The sequence below is a fragment of the Paracoccus salipaludis genome, assembly GCF_002287065.1.
GTDB lineage: Bacteria > Pseudomonadota > Alphaproteobacteria > Rhodobacterales > Rhodobacteraceae > Paracoccus > Paracoccus salipaludis.
The window spans coordinates 363,446-381,635 of record NZ_NSJZ01000001.1; the positions used below are offsets into that span (position 1 = coordinate 363,446).

Sequence of the window (18,190 nt, forward strand, 5' to 3'; positions counted from 1 at the left end):
TCCATGTCCGACCTTCTGACCAAGGGCGAATACGAGGCGCTGGCGGCTTCGATCGACCTGCCCGGCAATGCCTTCATCGACGGCGGCTTCCGTCCCGCCCTGTCGGGCAAGACCTTCACCACGACCAACCCTGCGACCGGGGCGCCGCTGGCCGAGATCGCCGCCTGCGGGGCCGGGGACGTGGATATCGCCGTGTCCAAGGCCCGCGAGGCCTTCGAGGACGGGCGCTGGTCGCGCCTGCACCCCGGCGCCCGCAAGGAGGTGCTGCTGCGCCTGGCGCGGCTGATGGAACGGCAGCGCCACGAGCTTTCGGTGCTGGAAAGCATCGACAGCGGCAAGCCGATCTACGATTGCGAGACGGTGGACATCCCCGAGACGATCCACGTGCTGCGCTGGCACGCGGAACTGATCGACAAGATCTACGACCAGGTCGCGCCCGCGTCCGACGACCATATCGCGCTGGTCCTGCGCGAGCCGGTCGGCGTGGTGGGCCTTGTGCTGCCCTGGAACTTTCCGCTGCTGATGCTGGCCTGGAAGATCGGCCCGGCGCTGGCGGCGGGCTGTTCCGTCGTGGTGAAGCCCGCAGCGGAAACCTCGCTGACGACCCTGCGGGTGGCCGAGATGGCGGTCGAGGCCGGGCTGCCGCCAGGCGTGCTGAACGTCGTCACCGGCTCGGGCGCCGAGGCCGGCGAGCCGCTGGGCCGGCACGGGGACGTGGACATGATCTCCTTCACCGGATCGACCGCGACGGGACGGCGGTTCCTGACCTATTCGGGTGAATCGAACCTCAAGGAGGTCGTGCTGGAGATGGGGGGCAAGAACCCCTGCATCGTGCTGGACGACGCCGAGGACCTGGACCTGGTCGCCGCCCATGTCGTGCAGGGCGCCTTCTGGAACATGGGCGAGAACTGCTCGGCCGCCTCGCGCCTGATCGTGCAGAAGGGGATCAAGGCGCGGCTGCTGGAACGCGTGCAGGCCCATGCCCGCGAATGGAACCTTGGCGACCCGCTGGACCCGTCGGTCCGGGTCGGCGCGCTGGTGTCGCCGGCGCATTTCGACAAGGTGTCCGGCTATCTGGACGCCGCGCAGGGCGGCACCGTCCTGATGGGCGGCCGCACCCATGGCGGCACCCATGTCGAGCCCACGGTGGTCGAACTGCCCGGCAACGACCACAGGCTGGCGCGCGAGGAGATCTTCGGCCCCGTCCTGTCGGTGATCGAGGTCGCCAGCTTCGAGGAAGCGATCCGCGTCGCCAACGACACGGACTACGGCCTCGCCGCCTCGATCTTCACCGCCAACGTCAAGCGGGCGCTGCGGGGTGCGCGGATGATCCGGGCAGGGACGGTCACGGTCAACAGCTTCGGCGAGGGCGACATCTCGACCCCCTTCGGCGGCTACAAGCAATCCGGCTTCGGCGGACGCGACAACGGGGTCCATGCCCATGACCAGTACACGCAGCTCAAGACGATCTGGGTCGACCTTTCCGACAGCAGCGGCGATGCCGTCGACTGACGCGCTTCCGGGCGCCGGGGGCGCGGGGCAGGTGGCGCGGGCAGGCTCGGCCCCCGTCCACCGGGCGGCGCGGCTGCCGGAACTGGACGGACCCGCAGCCTGGGACGCGATCCTTGCGCCGCGTGTTCCCATGCCTCCGCTGGAAGGCCGCCATGCCGCCGACTTCGCCATCATCGGCGGCGGCTTCGCGGGGCTTTCCGCCGCGCGGCGGCTTCTGCAGCTTGCGCCTCGGGTGCGGGTCGCGTTGCTGGACGCGGGGCAGATCGGCCAGGGCTCGGCGGGGCGCAACTCGGGCTTCATGATCGACCTGCCGCATGAGCTGACTTCCGAGGATTACGCGGGCGCCAGTTCCGACAGCGACCGGCGGCTGATCGCCATGAACCGCCACGCGATCGCCTTCGGGGCCGAGGCGGTCGGGGAATACGGCATCGCGCCCGGGTATTTCCGTGGCGACGGCAAGATCAACGGCGCCGCCAGCGAGGCCGCGCACAAGCGCAATGTCGCCTATGCCGCGCATCTCGCCGCTTTGGGTGAGACCTGCGAGATCCTGGACGCGGCCGAGATGCGGCGCGTCACCGGCTCTCCCCATTACCGCTCGGGCCTGTTCACGCCCGGCACGGTGATGCTGCAGCCGGCGGGCTATGTGCGCGGGATGGCGCTGGGGCTCTCCTCCCGCGTGGCGATCCATGAGAACAGCCCCGTGCGGGAATTGGTCCGGCTGGACCACGGCTGGTCGGTCCGCACCGCCAGGGGGCAGGTGGACGCGGGCGCCGTCATCATGGCCAACAACGGCCAGCTGGAAAGCTTCGGCTTCGCGCGCGGGCGACTGATGCACATCTTCCTGTTCGCCTGCATGACCGCCGAACTGCCGCCCGAGGCGCTGGCCCGGCTGGGCGGTGCCGACCGCTGGGGGATCACGCCCTCGGACCCGATGGGCACCACCATGCGGCGGATCTCGGCCGAGCAGGGCGGCAACCGGATCGTCACCCGGACGGTGGCCAAGATGCTGCCCGGGATGCGCACGACGCGCGGGCAGATGGACCGCGCCCGCGCCGTCATGCGGGAAAAGTTCGACACCCGCTTTCCCCAGCTTGCGGGAATGCCGATGCAATATGCCTGGGCGGGCCACCTGTGCCTGTCGCGGAACAACGTCGCCGTCACCGGCCGGATCGACCGGAATCTTTACGCCGCCTGCGTCTGCAACGGGTTGGGGACGACGCGCAGCACCCTGACCGGCATCGCCGCCGCCGAAACGGCGCTGGGCCACCAGACCGAGGTGACGCGCTTCTTCGCCGCCGAGCCGCCGCCGGCCAAGCTGCCGCCCGCGGCCCTTGCGAAACTCGGCGCGAACCTGTTCCTTCGGTGGAAGGAATGGCGCGCGCATAACGAATGAACGGACCCGACCAGGGCGACAAGGCTTTCCCCATCGACCGTGTCCGGGCGCGGCCGGACGATCCCGGCCGCCGCCCGGCCCGGCGGCGGCATCTGCCTTCGCTGGGGTCCTTCGCCACCTTCGAGGTCGCGGCCAAGCATCTCAGCTTCACCCTGGCGGCCAGCGAGCTGAACGTCACCCAGGCCGCGATCAGCCAGCATATCCGGGGGCTGGAAAAGGCGCTGGGCTGCAAGCTGTTCCTGCGCAAGCACAACGCCATCGAACTGACCTCCGAGGGCGAGACGCTGCTGGAAGCGGTGACGAGCGGCCTCGACCGCCTCAGCGACGCCATCGGCCAGCTTGGCCGCGGCGACGAGAACGCGACCGTCACCATCGCCGGCACCTACGCGGGGGCCTCTCATTACCTCAAGCCGATGGCGGACGCCTATCGCGCCCTGCATCCCGAGGCGCGCTTCACCCTGCTTGCCTCGGACGAGAACGACCGGCTGCAGAACTTCGAGGAAGTGGACATCGCGGTGATCTGCGGCAACGAGCGGTCCGAGATCGGCCACAACATCGTGCCGCTGTTTTCCGAGATCGTGGACCCGGTCTGCTCGCCCGGCTACCTGGCCCGCTCGGGGCCGTTCGAGACGCCCGAGGACCTGCTGCGGGCCGAGTTCATGGAACTGCACCGGCTGCATTGGACCTCCGAGGCGATCAACTGGTATCCGCTGCGGTGGAGCGACTGGTTCCGGCACCACGCCGACCACCTGGACCCGCCCGCCCCCGGCTTCGTGACCAACAGCTACGGCCTTCTGGTCGAGGCCGCGGTGGCGGGGCAGGGGGTGATCCTCGGCTGGCGCCATCTCGTGCAGCAGCAGGTCGCGGAAGGACGGCTGGTCCGCATCTTCGACCGGCCGCTGGATTCGGGGCGGACCTATTACCTCAAGCTCAAGCCCTCGGCACACCGCAAGGCCCATGCCCAAGGATTCGTGGCTTTCCTGAAGGAGAAAAGCCGGGGCATCCCGCTGAACGGGTAGGCTGCCGGGGGCGGGCCGGATCGGCGACCGTCTAGCGTCGGTTGGGGTGTTGATCCTGCCGCCGGAATTGTCGATCTGCCGCTGCTGTGAGGGTGCGCTCGCAATCAGAACGGGATCTAAAGTTTATTAACTCTTGTATTTAGAGAAACCCCTCGCTTCCAGTCGAAGGTTAAGAGTAGCAACCTATAGTTGATTCACTTTCAGCGGATAGCTCTGATGGTTGCGCGGGTTTTCGACTATACGAACAGCTTTGAAACGGATCTGGGAAGCGCCACGAGCTTGACGAGCGCCGGCGCAGTCGGCTTGGTGGACGCGCCGACGTCGGGGGATGCGGATAACGAATATTCCTTCTTCGCAGGCGGCGGCGAATTTGCCCGGCTGGACCTTCACGCCGACGTTGCTGCAGACGAACGCGTCGCGGCCTTCAACGTCACGATGCAGCTGGACATCAACGGAACCAACGGCGAATTCGGCAACAGCCAGCCGGACGGTATGTCGTTCAACCTGACCGATCCCGTCGCGTTTCCAGACTCCGCCCTCTATGAAATCGGCCCGGACGTAGGGTTGTCGGTCCAGGTCATGCCATATGCCTGGGACAGCAGCTTCGGCAACCACCTGCGGATTACTTGGAACGGCCAAGTCCTTGCGACAACCCCGCTGGAGACCACCGGCGTGGACCAGGGACCGCAGCCGCTGTCCATCAGCGTGGACCGTGCCGGCAACGTGACCGCCAGCTGGGGGCCGGACATCTCGGCCAGCGGGACGATCCCCGATGGCGAATGGGCCACGGCGGACCAGACCGGCTGGGACTTCATCATCGCCGGCCGCGCCGGCGGGAACGGCGGCGATGGCTACATGGACGACATCGACCTGACCGCCCGCGTCGCCTGCTTCACCCGCGGCACCCTGATCGAAACCGACAAGGGTCCCCGCGCGGTCGAGACGCTGCAGGCGGGCGACTTGGTCTGGACTCTGGATGCCGGCCACCAGCCGATCCGCTGGATCGGGGAAACCCGGCTGGACGCGCAGGCCCTGGCCCGCGCCCCGCATCTGCGGCCGATCCGCATCGCGGCAGGCGCCCTTGGTGACGGCACGCCCTCGCGCGACCTGCTGGTCTCGCCGCAGCACCGCGTCCTGCTGAAGTCGCGGATCGCGCTGCGGATGTTCGGTGCCACCGAGGTGCTGGTCGCGGCCAAGCAGCTGCTCGCCATCGACGGGATCGAGCAGCTTGACGTGGACGCGGCCGATTACGTCCATTTCCTGTGCGGCGCGCACCAGATCGTGCGCTCGAACGGGGCACTGACCGAATCGATGTATGCCGGGACGCAGGCGCTTGCCGCGGTCTCGCCCGCTGCGCGTGAGGAGATCCTGACGCTGTTCCCCGGGATCGGCGCCGAAGCGGACGCCATGGAACCCGCCCGCGTCCTGGTGCCGGGCGCCCAGGCGCGGCGGCTGGCACAGCGCCATTCCGAGAACGGCCAGGTGCTGGTCGCGGGCTGAGGCCCGTCCCTGCACAGAGGACGGCGGCTGGCGAGCACAGCCGCCGTCCCACCGTCGCCATTCGGGCGCGCCGAGCCTATTCGGCAGCCGAGTCACATGACAGGAAAGGCGGGCCTCGCGGGGCCCGCCTTTTCGATGTTCCCTTGGCGCGAAACCTGCCGCGGCGGGTCGCCGCGCGCAGGAAGCGGCCGGCTTCGTCAGAGCCGGCCTGTCGGTCGTTCAGTCCGAGCCGTAGATCGGAAAGGCCTCGCAGAGCGCGCGCACTTGCGCCCGCACCTCGGCCTCGACCGCCGCATCGCCCTCGGGGTTTGCCGCAAGCGCGTCGATCACCCGCAGGACCAGCGCGCCGACCTGCCGGAACTCGGCCTGTCCGAAGCCGCGCGTGGTTCCCGCCGGGGTCCCGAGCCGCACGCCGGACGTCACAAAGGGCTTTTCGGGATCGTTCGGGATGGCGTTCTTGTTGCAGGTCAGGCCCGCCCGCTCCAGCGCGATCTCGGCCACCTTGCCCGTCACGCCCTTGGGGCGCAGGTCCACCAGCACCAGGTGGCAGTCGGTCCCGCCCGAGACGATGCCGAGGCCTCCGGCCAGCAGGACCTCGGACAGCGCCTGCGCGTTCTCGACCACGCGGGCGGCATAGTCCTTGAAGGCGGGGTCCAGCGCCTCGCCGAAGGCCACCGCCTTGGCCGCGATGACGTGCATCAGCGGCCCGCCCTGGTTGCCCGGGAAGACGGCCGAGTTCAGCTTCTTCGCAAGGGCCTCGTCATTGGTCAGGATCACACCGCCACGCGGGCCGCGCAGCGTCTTGTGGGTGGTCGACGTCACTACATGGGCGTGCGGCACGGGGTTCGGATAGACGCCGCCCGCGACCAGTCCCGCGTAATGGGCCATGTCCACCATGAGATACGCGCCCACCTCGTCGGCGATGCGGCGGAAGCCTGCGAAGTCGATCCGGCGCGGATAGGCCGAGGCGCCCGCGATGATCAGCTTCGGGCGCGTCTCCAGCGCCCTTTCGCGCACCTTTTCCATGTCGATCAGGTGCGTGTCAGGATCGACCTCGTAGGAGACCACGTCGAACCACTTGCCCGACATGGTCACGGGCGAGCCGTGGGTCAGGTGCCCGCCATGGGCCAGCGACAGCCCCATGATGCGGTCGCCCGGCTGCAGCAGCGCCAGGAACACCGCCTGGTTCGCCTGGGCGCCGGAATGGGGCTGGACGTTGGCGAAGCCCGCGTCGAACAGGGCCTTGAGCCGCTCGATGGCGACGGCCTCGACCTTGTCCACGAACTCGCAGCCGCCGTAATAGCGCTTGCCCGGATAGCCCTCGGCATACTTGTTCGTCAGCACGGACCCTTGCGCGGCCAGAACGCTGGGCGAGACGATGTTCTCGGACGCGATCAGCTCGATCTGGTGGCGCTGGCGGTCAAGCTCCTCGGCCACGGCCTCGGCGATGACGGCATCGGCGATGCCGGCGGCGGGAAGACGGTCGAACATGGGGGATTCCTCTGAAGGTCAGGCGGCTTCGGCGGCGAGTTCGCGGCAGCCGGTTTCAAGAAGGCCCGCGACATGCGGGGCGAAGCTGTTCCAGACATCCAGCCGGAAGGCGGCCGGACCGTCGCGCCACAGGATCACGGTGACGTTGTCGAAGGCGGTGCGGCGGCCCTGACCCACCGGGATCGCCTCGACATCGCGGGCGCAGCCGAGGGTCAGCAGTTCCGCCGCGCGGGGGCCGTCGATTTCCAGCGTGACCTCGCGCCCCGACACATCGACAAGGCTGTGGGGGTGGCTGCCCATCAGCGCCGCGCAGGAGGCGCTGACCGCGCCGACCTGTCCGGGCGGCAGGTGCAGCATCCATTCGTCGGGGCCGAGGCAGAGAACCTCGATCTCTCCGGCCCCGGCGCGATGGCCGACAACGCTCGGCAGCGTCACACCCAGCGCCGCGTTCAGCGCCGCAAGGTCGCCGCGCGCCCGCAGCACAAGCCGCGCCACGGGCGCGGCAAGGCTGACGCGCGCCACGGCGCCCTGGGGCAGGGGGGCGGCGGTGAATGAGGAAACGAGCTTGTTCATCTGGCTTCTCCCGTCAGATCTTCAGCCGGGTGTTCTCGGGGTCCACGAAGACCGTTCCGGTGATCGTGGCGGCGATGGTGCGGTCGGGCATGGGAATGTGGACCGTCTGGCCCATGCGGTCCTGACCGCCCTCGACCAGCGCCAGCGCGATGGGCTGTCCCACCGCCTCGGAGTGGTAGGAGGACGTGACATGCCCCACCATGGTCATGGGGATCGGCTGGTCCGGGTCGAAGACGATCTGCGCGCCTTCCTCCAGCCGCGAGCCGTCCTGGGTCAGCAGGCCCACAAGGTGCCTGCGGTTCTTAGCCACGAGGTCCGGGCGCGCAAGGCCGCGCTTGCCCACGAAGTCCGGCTTGGACTTGCCGACGGCCCAGCCCATCCCGGCGTCGTAAGGCGTCACCGTCCCGTCGGTGTCTTGGCCAACGATGATATAGCCCTTTTCGGCGCGCAGGACGTGCATCGTTTCCGTGCCATAGGCGGTGATGCCGTAGCGCTGGCCTTCCTGCCAGAGCCGCTCCCACAGTTGCATCGCCATGGGCGAGGGCACGTTGACCTCGAAGCCGATCTCGCCGGTGAAGCTGACGCGGAACAGCCGCGCGGGCAGGCCCGCGACCGTGCATTCGGCGCAGGACATGTGCGGGAAGGCCTCTTCCGTCAGGTCCACCCCCTCGACCAGCGGCGCCAGCAGCTTCGCGGCATTGGGACCGTTCAGGGCCACGGTGGACCACTGTTCCGTCGTCGAGGTGAGCCAGACGTTCAGGTCCGGCCATTCGGTCTGGAGGTAATCCTCCATCATGTTCAGCACCCGCGCGGCGCCGCCCGTGGTGGTCGTGACGTGAAAGCGGTCGGGGGCCAGCCGCCCGATCACCCCGTCGTCGCGGATGAAGCCGTCATCGCCCAGCAGCAGCCCGTAGCGGCAGCGGCCGACGCCCAGCTTGGCCCAGGGGTTGGTGTACATCCGCTCCATGAAGGTGACGGCGTCCGGGCCCACGACCTCGATCTTGCCCAGCGTCGAGGCGTCGAAGATGCCGACGCTGCCGCGGACGGCGGCGCATTCGCGGCGGACGGCGGCCTCCATGTCCTCGCCCGGACGAGGGAAATACCAGGCGCGGCGCCACTGGCCCACCGGCTCGAAGGCCGCGCCCTGCGCTTCGGCCCAGGCGTCGATGGGGGTCTTGCGGGTCAGCTCGAAATGGTCGCCGCGGTGATAGTTCGCCAGCGCGCCGAAGGTGGTCGGCGTATAGGGCGGGCGGAAGGTCGTCAGCCCGACCTGAGGCTGGGGGCGGCCCAGCGCATCGGCGGCGATGTTCAGCCCGTTGATGTTCGACAGCTTCCCTTGGTCGGTCGCCATGCCGTTGGTGGTGTAGCGCTTGACGTGCTCGATGGAATGCATCCCCTCGCGCACGGCCAGTCGCAGGTCCTTGGCGGTCACGTCGTTCTGGTAGTCGACGAAGGCCTTGGCGCGGCCCGCGTTCAGGTCGGTCGGCAGCTCGATCTGGGTGATACCCGTGCCGGTGCGGTCGCCCTGAACGCGGGGGGCACGGGCGGTGCTGTCCTTGCCCAGCGCCGCCGCGACCCCGCGGCCACGTGCCGCGCCGTCCTCAAGCGCCGCCTGCACGCCCCAGAGGCCGCGTCCGGCACCCGCGATCACGCAGTCCTCGCGCGTTTCGGCGGGCAGGAAGGTGGTCTGCTCCTCGTCCCACGCCAGCTTGCCCTGCGTGTGCGAGAAAAGATGCAGCGAGGGCGTCCAGCCGCCCGACATCAGCACCGCGTCGCAGGCGATGGTGACAGGCGCGCCCACCCGGCCGCCCTGAACGGGGTTCACCCGCAGCGACTTGACCCGCAGCCGCCCCGAACTCGCCGTTGCCGTGTGGCCCAGCTTCACCGGGATTCCCAGCGCGCGGGCCTCGTGCAGCAGGTCCTCGCGGACGGAAGGCCGGGTGTCCACGATGGCCTGCACCCGGGCGCCCGCGCCCTGCAGGTCGAAGGCGGCGAACCATGCGCTGTCATGGCTGGTCAGCACCACGGGCCGGTCGCCGACGCGGACGCCATAGCGGTTGAGATAGGTCTGCGCGGCCCCGGCCAGCATCACGCCGGGCCGGTCGTTGCCGTTGAAGACCAAGGGCTTCTCGATCGCGCCCTGCGCCAGCACCACCCAGCCGGCGCGCACCCGCCACAGGCGCTCGCGCGGGGTGTCGGCGGGTAGGGCGGGCAGGTGGTCGGTCAGCTTCTCGACAAGGCCGACCATGTTCTGGTGGTAATAGCCGATGGCCGTGGTCCGGGTCATGATCCGCACGCCCAGCGCCTTCAGCACCGAAAGCTCGCTTGCGAGCCAGTCCCAGACGGGGCGCCCGTCGATCTGCAGATGCGGCTCGGACAGCAGCGTGCCCCCGGCCTCGGCGTTCTCGTCCACCAGCACGACGCGCAGGCCCTCGACGGCAGCCGCACGGGCGGCGGCCAGACCGGCGGGACCGGCGCCCACGATCAGCACGTCGCAATGCAGGTTGCGCGAGGCGTAGCTGTCCGGGTCCTCCTCGGTCGGCGAGGCGCCCAGGCCGGCGGCGCGGCGGATGAAGGGCTCGTAGACCTTGTCCCAGAAGCCGCGCGGCCACATGAAGGTCTTGTAGTAGAAGCCTGCCGAGAACAGCATGTAGCCCGCGTCGTTCACCGCGCCCAGGTCGAAGCTGAGGCTCGGGAACCTGTTCTGCGACGTGACTTCCAGCCCGTCCCAGATTTCCTGCACGGTGGCGCGGGTGTTCGGCTCGAACCGGCCCGGACCGCGGCGGGTGCCGACAAGGGCGTTCGGTTCCTCGGAACCTGCACTGACGGGGCCGCGCGGGCGGTGATACTTGAAGGACCGGCCCATCAGGTGGACGCCATTGGCCAGCAGGGCCGAGGCGACCGTGTCCCCGGCCACGCCCCCATAGCGGCGGCCGTCAAAGGTGAAGGTGACGGGGCGCGAGGCATCCACCCGGCCACGGCCCGGAACGCGACAGGATTTCATGTGCGGTCCCCCAGCAGCGAGGAAAGCTCGGGGCGCGGAGCGCCCGCCTTGTAGGTCGTCAGGAAGCGGTCGCTGATCGTGTCGCGCACCGCGTTGAAGAAGCGCCCGCAGCCGTGCAGGTGTCGCCAGCGTTCGTAATGCGGCCCCTTGGGGTTCGAGCGGATGTAAAGAAAGTTCTCCCATTCCTCGTCACTCTGCGAAGCCGGGTCGGCGGCCCGGACGACATGGGCCTGTCCGGCATAGGTGAACTCGACCTCGGGCAGGGTCTCGTCGCAGTAGGGGCAGTGGATCAGCAGCATGGGCGGCTCCTTAGTGGGCCACGGCGGCGGCGGCGGCCTCGTCGATCAGCCGGCCGGTGCGGAAGCGTTCGATGGTGAAGGGCGCGTTGATCGGGTGCGGCTCATCCCTGGCGATGGTCCAGGCGAAGACATGGGCCGAGCCGGGCGTGGCCTTGAAGCCGCCCGTGCCCCAGCCGCAGTTGACGTAAAGCCCCGGCACCGGCGTCTTGGCGATGATGGGCGAGCGGTCGGGCGTGACGTCCACGATCCCGCCCCATTTCCGCAGCATCCGCATCCGGCTGAAGATCGGGAAGATCTCGGTGATGGCTGCGATGGTGTGCTCGATCAGCGGCAGGCCGCCGCGCTGGGAATAGGAGGTGTACTGGTCGGTGCCGGAGCCGATCACCAGTTCGCCCTTGTCGGACTGGCTGATATAGGCGTGGACCGCGTTCGACATGGCCACGCAGGGGAAGATCGGCTTCACCGGCTCGCTGACCAGCGCCTGCAGCGGGAAGCTTTCCAGCGGCAGCCGCACGCCCGCCGTTTCCATCACGACCGAGGTGTGGCCCGCGGCGGAAACGGCGACCTTCTTGGCGCGGATGAAGCCCTTGGCCGTGTCCACCCCCGTGACGCGGCCGTCGGGGCCGCGCCGGATCGCCGTCACGGGGCAGTTCTGGATGATGTCCACGCCCCGCGCCGCCGCCGCACGGGCATAGCCCCAGGCCACCGCGTCATGCCGGGCGGTCCCTGCGCGTTCCTGCAGCGCGCCGCCCACCACCGGATAGCGGGCCTTGGGCGAGATGTTCAGCGGCGGGCAGTATTCCTTGCATTCCCCGGCCGTCAGCCAGCGGTTGTCCACGCCGTTCAGCCGGTTGGAATGGATGTGGCGCTTGAAGCTCTGCACGTCATGGACCGTGTGCGCCAGCATCAGCACGCCGCGCTTGGAATACATGACGTTGTAGTTCAGCTCCTGGCTCAGGTCCTCCCACAGGTCGACCGAATGGTCGTAAAGCCGCGCGCTTTCGTCATAGAGATAGTTCGAGCGGATGATCGTCGTGTTCCGCCCCGTGTTGCCGCCGCCCAGCCAACCCTTGTCGATCACCGCGACATTGGTGATGCCGTGCTGCTTGGCCAGGTAATAGGCCGCACCCAGCCCGTGCCCGCCCGCGCCGACGATCACCACGTCATATTCCGCCCTGGGCTGCGCCTCGGGCCATTGCTCGGGCCAGTTCTTGTGGCCGGTCAGGCTGTGCTTGAGAAGGGAAAGTGCGTTGAAGCGCGCCATGTTCGCCACCGGCTGAAAGGGACTGACGGCGAATCTAGTTTGCAGGCGGCTCGGGCGGCGGTAGTTTTGCGCCAGCCCGGTTGAAGGATCGCGTCATGGCTGCGCCCGTGTCCCCGTCCCCGCTTCGCAAGCGGCTTCAGGTCGGCTTCATCCTGGCCGACCGCTTCACCCTGTCGGCCTTTGCCAATTTCGTGGACGTGCTGAGGCTTGCGGCGGACGACGCCGACAAGTCGCGGCCGATCCTGTGCGAATGGTCGGTGCTTTCGGACGACATGGCGCCAATCCGGTCAAGTTGCGGCGTCCGCGTCCAGCCCGACACGCGCCTGCGCCACGCGGGGCGGTTCGACTATCTCGTGGTGGTGGGCGGCCTGATCGGGGACGATGTCGCGCTGGACGCCGGGATGATGGAATATCTGTTGGCCGCTGCCGGATCGGGCACGGCGCTGGTGGGCCTTTGCACGGGCGTCTTCATCCTGCAGCAGGCGGGGCTGCTGAAAGGCTATCGCGCCTGCGTCAGCTGGTTTCACCACCAGGACTTCATCGACCGCTTCGAGGACGAGACCCCCGTCGCCGACCAGATCTTCGTCGTGGACCGCGACCGGCTGACCTGCTCGGGCGGGCAGGGGGCGGCGCATCTGGCCGCCCATCTGGTCCAGCGCCACATCGGCAAGTCGGCCGCGATCAAGAGCCTCAACATCATGATGATCGAGGACGCGCTGAGCGGCGAGCGCCCCCAGCCCGGCCAGCTTCTGGCCCAGCGCGCAAGCGACCCGCTGGTCAAGCGGGCGGTGCTGAAAATGCAGCAGAACATCGAGGTTCCGAAGCCGATCGAGGACATCGCCCGCGAACTCGGTGTCGGACGCCGCACGCTGGAACGGCATTTCCTGTCCGACCTGCGCCAATCGCCGCTGAGGATCTATGCCGAGCTGCGGATCGAACGCGCCCTGCTGCGGTTGCGCAGCACCGCGGATTCGACAACCGAGATCGCGCTGGCCTGCGGCTTCTGCGACGCCCCCCATCTGACCCGCGTCCTCAAGGCCGAGCGCGGCATCACGCCCGCGCAGTATCGCCGGCTTCATGCGGGTTCCGCGTTCATGGAAGGGGACAATGGTCAGGTGGCCGGGGCCGGGATCAAGGAACGGCGGCCGGACGAGGCGGCACAGGCACCGTCCTGATCGTTCGGGAAGGGCAGTCCCGCCGAACGGCCGGACATTCCCGGCACCCCAAGGCGCTCGAGCGTCGGTTGCGGGCGAACGGAGGCGCGCCGTCCCCGCCGCCTGATGGCGGGCAGAAGGGCAGGCTTCGGCCGCCCCGACCTCATGCATCCATCTGGCGCGCCTTCATGACCGCAGCCTCCAAGGCGGCCTGCAGGCTTGGCCCGAAGCCCGCTGCGGTTGCCGCGTTGATGCCGGCGGCCGTGGTGCCGTCATAACCGAGATAGGTGTCCACCATCTCGCGCGCCCGGTCGATCCGCCCGGCAAGCACAAGGGGGGCGTCGCAGATCACGGCTTCGGCCGCGCGCCACGCGACAGCCTCGCCGATCCCGTTGCGGCACAGGTAATCGGCCAGCGCCACGGCCATCAGCGCCGGATAGGCCGCGCCCGAGCCGGGAACGGCTGTCATCAGGTCAAGCTGGCCCTCGTCGCCAAGCTCATCCTCGGTGCCGATCGCGGACAGCAGCCACCGCGTCGCCGCCCGGTCTGCGTCCGTCACCCCCGGACCTGCGATCCACGGAGAATAGGACCGGCCGATCTCGGCCGCCGCGTTGGGCATGGCCCGCACGATCCGTCCCGCGCAGGCACCAAGCCGCGCAAGGCCGACGCCGGCCATGAACGACACCACCAGCCGCCCGGGCGCCCGCAGATCGAGGGCGGGCCAGTCCTGCGGCCGGACCGAGATCACCACCAGGTCGCTGCCGGCGACCAGTTCCCCGGCGCTTGCCGCCCAGGTCACGTCGCCATGCCCGTGGTAATCCCCGCGCGGGCCGCTGCGGTTCAGCAGCAGCAGGTCCCGAGGTTGCAGCATCCCCCGGGCCAGCAGCCCGCCCCCCAGCGCCGAGCCGAGCCAGCCTGTCGCCCCGATGATCCCGACCTTCATGCGGCCTCCTCCCGGTGGTTCCACAATGCCCACAGGGCCAGCAGCGGCCGGTCCCCCGACCGCATCGCGTGCAGGATGCCGGGCGGGTTGTAGAAGGATCCGCCGACGCCGGGAGAGAACCACGCGCCATCCGCCTGCCGGAACTCGCCGTCGGAAAGGACCAGATAGGTTTCCTCGGGCGCGTGGTCATGGTCGGGATAGCGGACATGCGGCGCCAGCAGCGACACGCCGATCCAGATGTCGTGGCGCTGCTCGATCCCGCCCGGCCCGATGAAGACGGCATTCGCGTGCGAGGTCGGGAAGTTGGCGCTGGCCGTCCCGTTCGTGGCGCGCGGCCGCCATTCCAGCGCCGGCTCGACCGCGCGGAAGGCCAGGGCCAGAGGGCCGAGATCCGGGTCAACCGAAAGCAGGTCCAGCATCGGGTCGAGAAGCGCGCAGACGGGCTGGCGGCTGCCGGATGCGTTCCGCTGCGGCTCGACGCGCTCGGCGGCGGCGGCGATCCGGCGCAGCGAGGCGCGGGCGTCCCCGCCCGGTGCGCGATGCGCCAGAGCCCTGAGCGTCACGTCAAGGAACCGCTGCAAGTCCGGGCTGCGGGCGTTTGTCATGGTCCTCTCCTTCAGTGGCGATCAGTCCGGGGCAGGCTGCCGGTCCTGTCCATCCGTGGCGTCGGCCTCGCGCGCCATCCCGGACAGCCAGCCGAGAAACAGTTCCGTCACCTGCTTGGGCTTGCCCCGATGCGGCAGCACGACGTGATAGCCGTCGCTGGTCGTCGCGACATGGTCCGTCAGCCGCACCAGCCGCCGCTGTTCGATCAGGTCCGGGATCAGCCGCGCCCATCCCAGAGAGATGCCCTGGCCCGCCAGTGCCGCATAGATGGAATCGGTAAAGGAACTGCACACCATCTGCGCCCCGCGCCGGGGCATCTCGGCGCCGAAGGCCGACAGCCAGGCTTCCCACCCGGTCCAGACGGGATCATAGGACTGGTGCACGATCAGCGGATGGCGGACCAGCTGGTCAAGGGTTGCGATCGGCCCGTGCGCCTGCAGATAGTCGGGACTGCAGATCGGATAAACCTCGTCACGGAACAGCAGGATCGAACGGCCGTCCGGCCACAGGCCGTTCCCATAACGAATTGTAACATCCACCTCGCCGCGGGCCAGGTCCACCAGCTCGTCCTGGGCGACGATCCGCAGCTTGACGCCCGGATGCTCGCGGCTGAAGCGGGAGATGCGGGGCAGCAGCCAGAAATGCGAAAAGCCGACCGAGGCCGAGATGACCAGCTCGTCGGGGGCCGAGCTTTCGCTGACCTCGGCGATGGCATCGGCCACCAGGGTCAGCGCGGTGCTGGCTGCATTCGCAAGCGTCTGGCCCTTTTCCGTCAGCTCGATGCGGCGGTGCAGGCGGCGGAACACCGGAAAGCCCAGCGTGTCCTCGAGCAGGTGGATCTGGCGGCTGACGGCGGCCTGGGTCACCCCGAGCTCGGCCGCGGCGCGGGTGAAGCTGCGCAGCCGCGCGGCGGCTTCGAACGTCACCAGCGCGGTCAGCGGCGGCAGCCTGCGGCGCAGTCCCGACATGGTCCCGGCTTCCTTCCGCTGCGGCGATTCGCCGTATTGCCATAACTTTGCCTCATGTCATGAAGGATCATTATTGCAGTTGAGGGAAGCCCGCTTCTGGCCCCTAGGATGGCTCGCAACCATCCCGCCTTCGCCAGAGGTTTCCGATGCTCGACAAGTCCTCCTTTTCCGCCATCTCGACGCTGCTCGACGACCGGGTCGAGGGCCGTTCCCTGCCCGCCGGGCTTTACACCCGCGAGGACGTGTTCCAGGCGGACATGGACGTATTCTTCCGCAAGCACTGGATCTATATCGGCCCCGAATGCGACGTGCCGGAACCGGGCGACGCGACCGTGATCGACATCGCCGGCTCCAGCCTGATCATGCTGCGCGATGACGACGGCGAGGTGCGGGTCTTCCACAACGTCTGCCGCCACCGCGGCGCCCGCATCCTCGACGCGGGCACGACGGTCGTGTCCAAGCTCGTCTGCCCCTATCACCAGTGGACCTACGAACTGACGGGCGAACTGGCCTATGCCCCCCACATGGGCAAGGACTTCGACAAGACCTGCAACAGCCTCAAGCCCGTGAACTTCCGCAACATCGGCGGGCTGATCCATGTCTGCCTGTCCGACGACCCGCCCGCCGACATCGCCGCGCTCGAGGCCGTGGGGCGCGAACGGCTGCTGCCCTATGACCTCAGGAACACCCGCGTCGCCCACCAGACCGATCTGATCGAGAACGGCAACTGGAAGCTGACGATGGAGAACAACCGCGAGTGCTATCACTGCTCGGCCAACCACCCCGAGCTTTGCGTGTCCTTCATCGACCTCGACTTCGGCTTCGATCCCGAAAGCCTGTCGCCCGAGGACCGCGAAACCGCCGCCCGGCACGAGGCGATGTATGCCGCCAGGACCGCCGACTGGGAGGCGCAGGGCCACCCGTCCGCCGCCATCGAGCAGCTGACGAACTGCGCCACCAACTTCCGCACCCAGCGGCTGATCATCTCGGGCGCGGGCGAATCGCAGACGCCGGATGCGACGGCCGCCGTGTCCAAGCTGCTGGGGATCGGCCGCAAGGACCTGGGCGACATGCACCTGTGGGGGCACAACAGCTGGCATCACTTCATGGGCGACCACATCATCACCGCGATGGTGATCCCGCTGGGCCCCGACAAAACGCTGCTGCGGATGAAATGGCTGGTCCACAAGGACGCGGTCGAGGGCGTGGACTACGACTTCGACAAGCTGACAAGCGTCTGGATCGCCACCAACGAGCAGGACGGATCGCTGGTGGAACGCTCGCACGCGGGCGTGTCGGACCCGGCCTATGTGCCGGGCATGTATTCGCCCTTCACCGAGACCCAGTTGAACTGGTTCGCCGGCTGGTACGTGGACCGGATGCGCGCGCATGGCTACTGAGGTGCAGGAGGCCCCCGCCGGCTGGTGGGATCCCGAGGCCGACGACCAGCTGCGCTGCGTCGCGGTCCACCAGGAAACCCATGACGTCCGCAGCTTCACCTTCGTGTCGCCGGCCGGAAAGCAGTTCCGCTTCGGCGCGGGACAGTATTTCCTGTTCGACTTTCCGGTTGGGGATGCGGTGGAAAGCCGCTGCTACAGCATCTCCTCACCCCCCACCCGGCCGGGCGCCTTCACCATCACGGTCAAGCGCGTGGCGGGGGGCGTGGTGTCGAACTGGCTGCACGACAACCTGACGCCCGGCGCCTCCGTGCGGGCGCAGGGGCCGCGGGGGACCTTCCTGCGGCCCGAGGCGCCCGCGCGGAAATACCTGTTCCTGTCCGGCGGCTCGGGGATCACGCCCGTGATGTCGATGCTGCGAGAGATCGCCGACAAGGCCGGGGACGCCGACGTGGTGTTCCTGCACGCGGGCCGCACGCCGCAGGATTTCGTCTTCCGCGACGAACTTGCGCTGCTCGCCGGCCGGATCAGGGGGCTGCGGCTGTTCCTGCTGCCCGAAACGGCGGGGGCCGAGCCCTCGTGGCCCGGCCTCACCGGCCGCATATCGTCCGAACTGATGGCTCTGGCCGTCCCCGACATGGCCGAGCGGGTGGTGATGTGCTGCGGCCCCGCGCCCTTCATGGCGGCCGCGCGATCCATCGCCGCCAGCCTCGGCGTGCCGCAGGAGCGGTATCTCGAGGAAAGCTTCGACGCGGCGGTGCTCGAGCCGCCCGTGACCGAGGTCACGCCCGCGACGACGACCTTCAGCGTCCGCTTCGCCAAGCAGAACCGCACCATCGAGGTCGGGGCGGAACAGACGGTCCTGTCCTGCGCCAAGAAGGCGGGCATCCGCATCCCGTCGTCCTGCGCCAACGGCATCTGCGGCACCTGCAAGTCGCGGCTGGTCAGCGGCAGCGTGGACATGAAGCATGGCGGCGGCATCCGCCAGCGCGAGATCGACGCGGGCATGTTCCTGCCCTGCTGCTCGCGCCCGCTCAGCGACCTGGTGATCGAACGCTGAAAGGCCG

15 protein-coding genes are annotated in these 18,190 nt (G+C 68.9%); 7 read left to right on the top strand and 8 right to left on the bottom strand.

Features of this window, described 5'->3' with window-relative positions; genetic code table 11:
• Positions 1-3 precede the first annotated feature (3 nt).
• From CK240_RS01730 to CK240_RS01745, 4 genes are all read left to right on the top strand, one after another.
• Positions 4-1,512, top strand: a complete 1,509-nt coding sequence (locus CK240_RS01730) for an aldehyde dehydrogenase (RefSeq protein ID WP_095638598.1) — start codon at positions 4-6, stop codon at positions 1,510-1,512.
• Positions 1,499-2,905, top strand: a complete 1,407-nt coding sequence (locus CK240_RS01735; protein WP_095638599.1) for an NAD(P)/FAD-dependent oxidoreductase — start codon at positions 1,499-1,501, stop codon at positions 2,903-2,905. Before CK240_RS01730 ends, CK240_RS01735 begins: the two co-directional genes overlap by 14 nt.
• Positions 2,902-3,924, top strand: coding sequence for a LysR substrate-binding domain-containing protein (locus CK240_RS01740; RefSeq protein WP_095638600.1), 1,023 nt, complete (start codon positions 2,902-2,904; stop codon positions 3,922-3,924). Before CK240_RS01735 ends, CK240_RS01740 begins: the two co-directional genes overlap by 4 nt.
• Before the next feature lie 306 nt (positions 3,925-4,230).
• On the top strand, positions 4,231-5,424 hold the full coding sequence (locus CK240_RS01745) for a Hint domain-containing protein (protein WP_240517239.1): 1,194 nt from the start codon (positions 4,231-4,233) through the stop codon (positions 5,422-5,424).
• Between the two features lie 219 nt (positions 5,425-5,643).
• Here the strand turns inward: CK240_RS01745 and glyA are convergent, their stop codons facing one another.
• Genes glyA through CK240_RS01770 form a run of 5 tightly spaced genes read right to left on the bottom strand, consistent with a single transcriptional unit; the run spans position 5,644 to position 12,055 of the window.
• On the bottom strand, positions 5,644-6,915 hold the full coding sequence (glyA, locus tag CK240_RS01750; RefSeq protein WP_095638602.1) for a serine hydroxymethyltransferase: 1,272 nt from the start codon (positions 6,913-6,915) through the stop codon (positions 5,644-5,646).
• An 18-nt stretch (positions 6,916-6,933) separates the two neighbouring features.
• A complete protein-coding gene (soxG, locus tag CK240_RS01755) occupies positions 6,934-7,488 on the bottom strand; it encodes a sarcosine oxidase subunit gamma family protein (protein WP_095638603.1) in 555 nt (184 codons plus the stop codon).
• 13 nt (positions 7,489-7,501) lie between these two features.
• Positions 7,502-10,492 carry a sarcosine oxidase subunit alpha gene (locus CK240_RS01760; RefSeq protein WP_095638604.1) on the bottom strand — a complete coding sequence of 997 codons (2,991 nt, stop codon included), beginning with the start codon at positions 10,490-10,492 and terminating at the stop codon, positions 7,502-7,504.
• A complete protein-coding gene (locus tag CK240_RS01765; RefSeq protein WP_095638605.1) occupies positions 10,489-10,791 on the bottom strand; it encodes a sarcosine oxidase subunit delta in 303 nt (100 codons plus the stop codon). Before CK240_RS01765 ends, CK240_RS01760 begins: the two co-directional genes overlap by 4 nt.
• Positions 10,792-10,801: 10 nt before the next feature.
• Positions 10,802-12,055, bottom strand: coding sequence for a sarcosine oxidase subunit beta family protein (locus CK240_RS01770; protein WP_095638606.1), 1,254 nt, complete (start codon positions 12,053-12,055; stop codon positions 10,802-10,804).
• 95 nt (positions 12,056-12,150) lie between these two features.
• Here CK240_RS01770 and CK240_RS01775 point away from each other — a divergent pair, with 95 nt between their 5' ends.
• Positions 12,151-13,230 (top strand): GlxA family transcriptional regulator, encoded by a 1,080-nt coding sequence (locus CK240_RS01775; protein ID WP_095638607.1) that lies wholly within the window; start codon positions 12,151-12,153, stop codon positions 13,228-13,230.
• A gap of 142 nt (positions 13,231-13,372) precedes the next feature.
• On the opposite strand, the gene CK240_RS01780 is transcribed toward CK240_RS01775, so the two are convergent.
• From CK240_RS01780 to CK240_RS01790, 3 genes are read right to left on the bottom strand one after another with little or no spacing between them, the layout of a single operon-like run.
• Positions 13,373-14,152, bottom strand: a complete 780-nt coding sequence (locus CK240_RS01780) for a pyrroline-5-carboxylate reductase family protein (protein WP_095638608.1) — start codon at positions 14,150-14,152, stop codon at positions 13,373-13,375.
• Positions 14,149-14,757: a dimethylsulfonioproprionate lyase family protein gene (locus CK240_RS01785; protein WP_095638609.1), complete on the bottom strand. Its 609-nt coding sequence runs from the start codon at positions 14,755-14,757 to the stop codon at positions 14,149-14,151. Before CK240_RS01785 ends, CK240_RS01780 begins: the two co-directional genes overlap by 4 nt.
• Positions 14,758-14,778: 21 nt before the next feature.
• Complete coding sequence (locus CK240_RS01790) at positions 14,779-15,726, bottom strand: LysR substrate-binding domain-containing protein (protein ID WP_095638610.1); 948 nt, start codon at positions 15,724-15,726, stop codon at positions 14,779-14,781.
• A 146-nt stretch (positions 15,727-15,872) separates the two neighbouring features.
• Between CK240_RS01790 and CK240_RS01795 the strand changes: the two genes are divergently transcribed.
• Both CK240_RS01795 and CK240_RS01800 read left to right on the top strand, forming a co-directional pair.
• Entirely contained in the window at positions 15,873-17,126 is a 1,254-nt protein-coding gene (locus CK240_RS01795; protein WP_095638611.1) for an aromatic ring-hydroxylating oxygenase subunit alpha, read from the top strand.
• Positions 17,116-18,183, top strand: a complete 1,068-nt coding sequence (locus CK240_RS01800) for an FAD-binding oxidoreductase (RefSeq protein WP_095638612.1) — start codon at positions 17,116-17,118, stop codon at positions 18,181-18,183. The genes CK240_RS01795 and CK240_RS01800 overlap by 11 nt, the downstream gene beginning before the upstream one ends.
• The last annotated feature ends 7 nt before the right edge of the window (positions 18,184-18,190 follow it).

Coding starts and splice junctions, on each gene's coding strand:
- CK240_RS01760 (WP_095638604.1), bottom strand. CDS start 10,492: ATGAAATCCTGTCGCGTTCCGGGCCGTGGCCGGGTGGATGCCTCGCGC.
- CK240_RS01785 (WP_095638609.1), bottom strand. CDS start 14,757: ATGACAAACGCCCGCAGCCCGGACTTGCAGCGGTTCCTTGACGTGACG.
- CK240_RS01780 (WP_095638608.1), bottom strand. CDS start 14,152: ATGAAGGTCGGGATCATCGGGGCGACAGGCTGGCTCGGCTCGGCGCTG.
- glyA (WP_095638602.1), bottom strand. CDS start 6,915: ATGTTCGACCGTCTTCCCGCCGCCGGCATCGCCGATGCCGTCATCGCC.
- CK240_RS01790 (WP_095638610.1), bottom strand. CDS start 15,726: ATGTCGGGACTGCGCCGCAGGCTGCCGCCGCTGACCGCGCTGGTGACG.
- CK240_RS01770 (WP_095638606.1), bottom strand. CDS start 12,055: ATGGCGCGCTTCAACGCACTTTCCCTTCTCAAGCACAGCCTGACCGGC.
- soxG (WP_095638603.1), bottom strand. CDS start 7,488: ATGAACAAGCTCGTTTCCTCATTCACCGCCGCCCCCCTGCCCCAGGGC.
- CK240_RS01795 (WP_095638611.1), top strand. CDS start 15,873: ATGCTCGACAAGTCCTCCTTTTCCGCCATCTCGACGCTGCTCGACGAC.
- CK240_RS01735 (WP_095638599.1), top strand. CDS start 1,499: ATGCCGTCGACTGACGCGCTTCCGGGCGCCGGGGGCGCGGGGCAGGTG.
- CK240_RS01765 (WP_095638605.1), bottom strand. CDS start 10,791: ATGCTGCTGATCCACTGCCCCTACTGCGACGAGACCCTGCCCGAGGTC.
- CK240_RS01775 (WP_095638607.1), top strand. CDS start 12,151: ATGGCTGCGCCCGTGTCCCCGTCCCCGCTTCGCAAGCGGCTTCAGGTC.
- CK240_RS01800 (WP_095638612.1), top strand. CDS start 17,116: ATGGCTACTGAGGTGCAGGAGGCCCCCGCCGGCTGGTGGGATCCCGAG.
- CK240_RS01730 (WP_095638598.1), top strand. CDS start 4: ATGTCCGACCTTCTGACCAAGGGCGAATACGAGGCGCTGGCGGCTTCG.
- CK240_RS01740 (WP_095638600.1), top strand. CDS start 2,902: ATGAACGGACCCGACCAGGGCGACAAGGCTTTCCCCATCGACCGTGTC.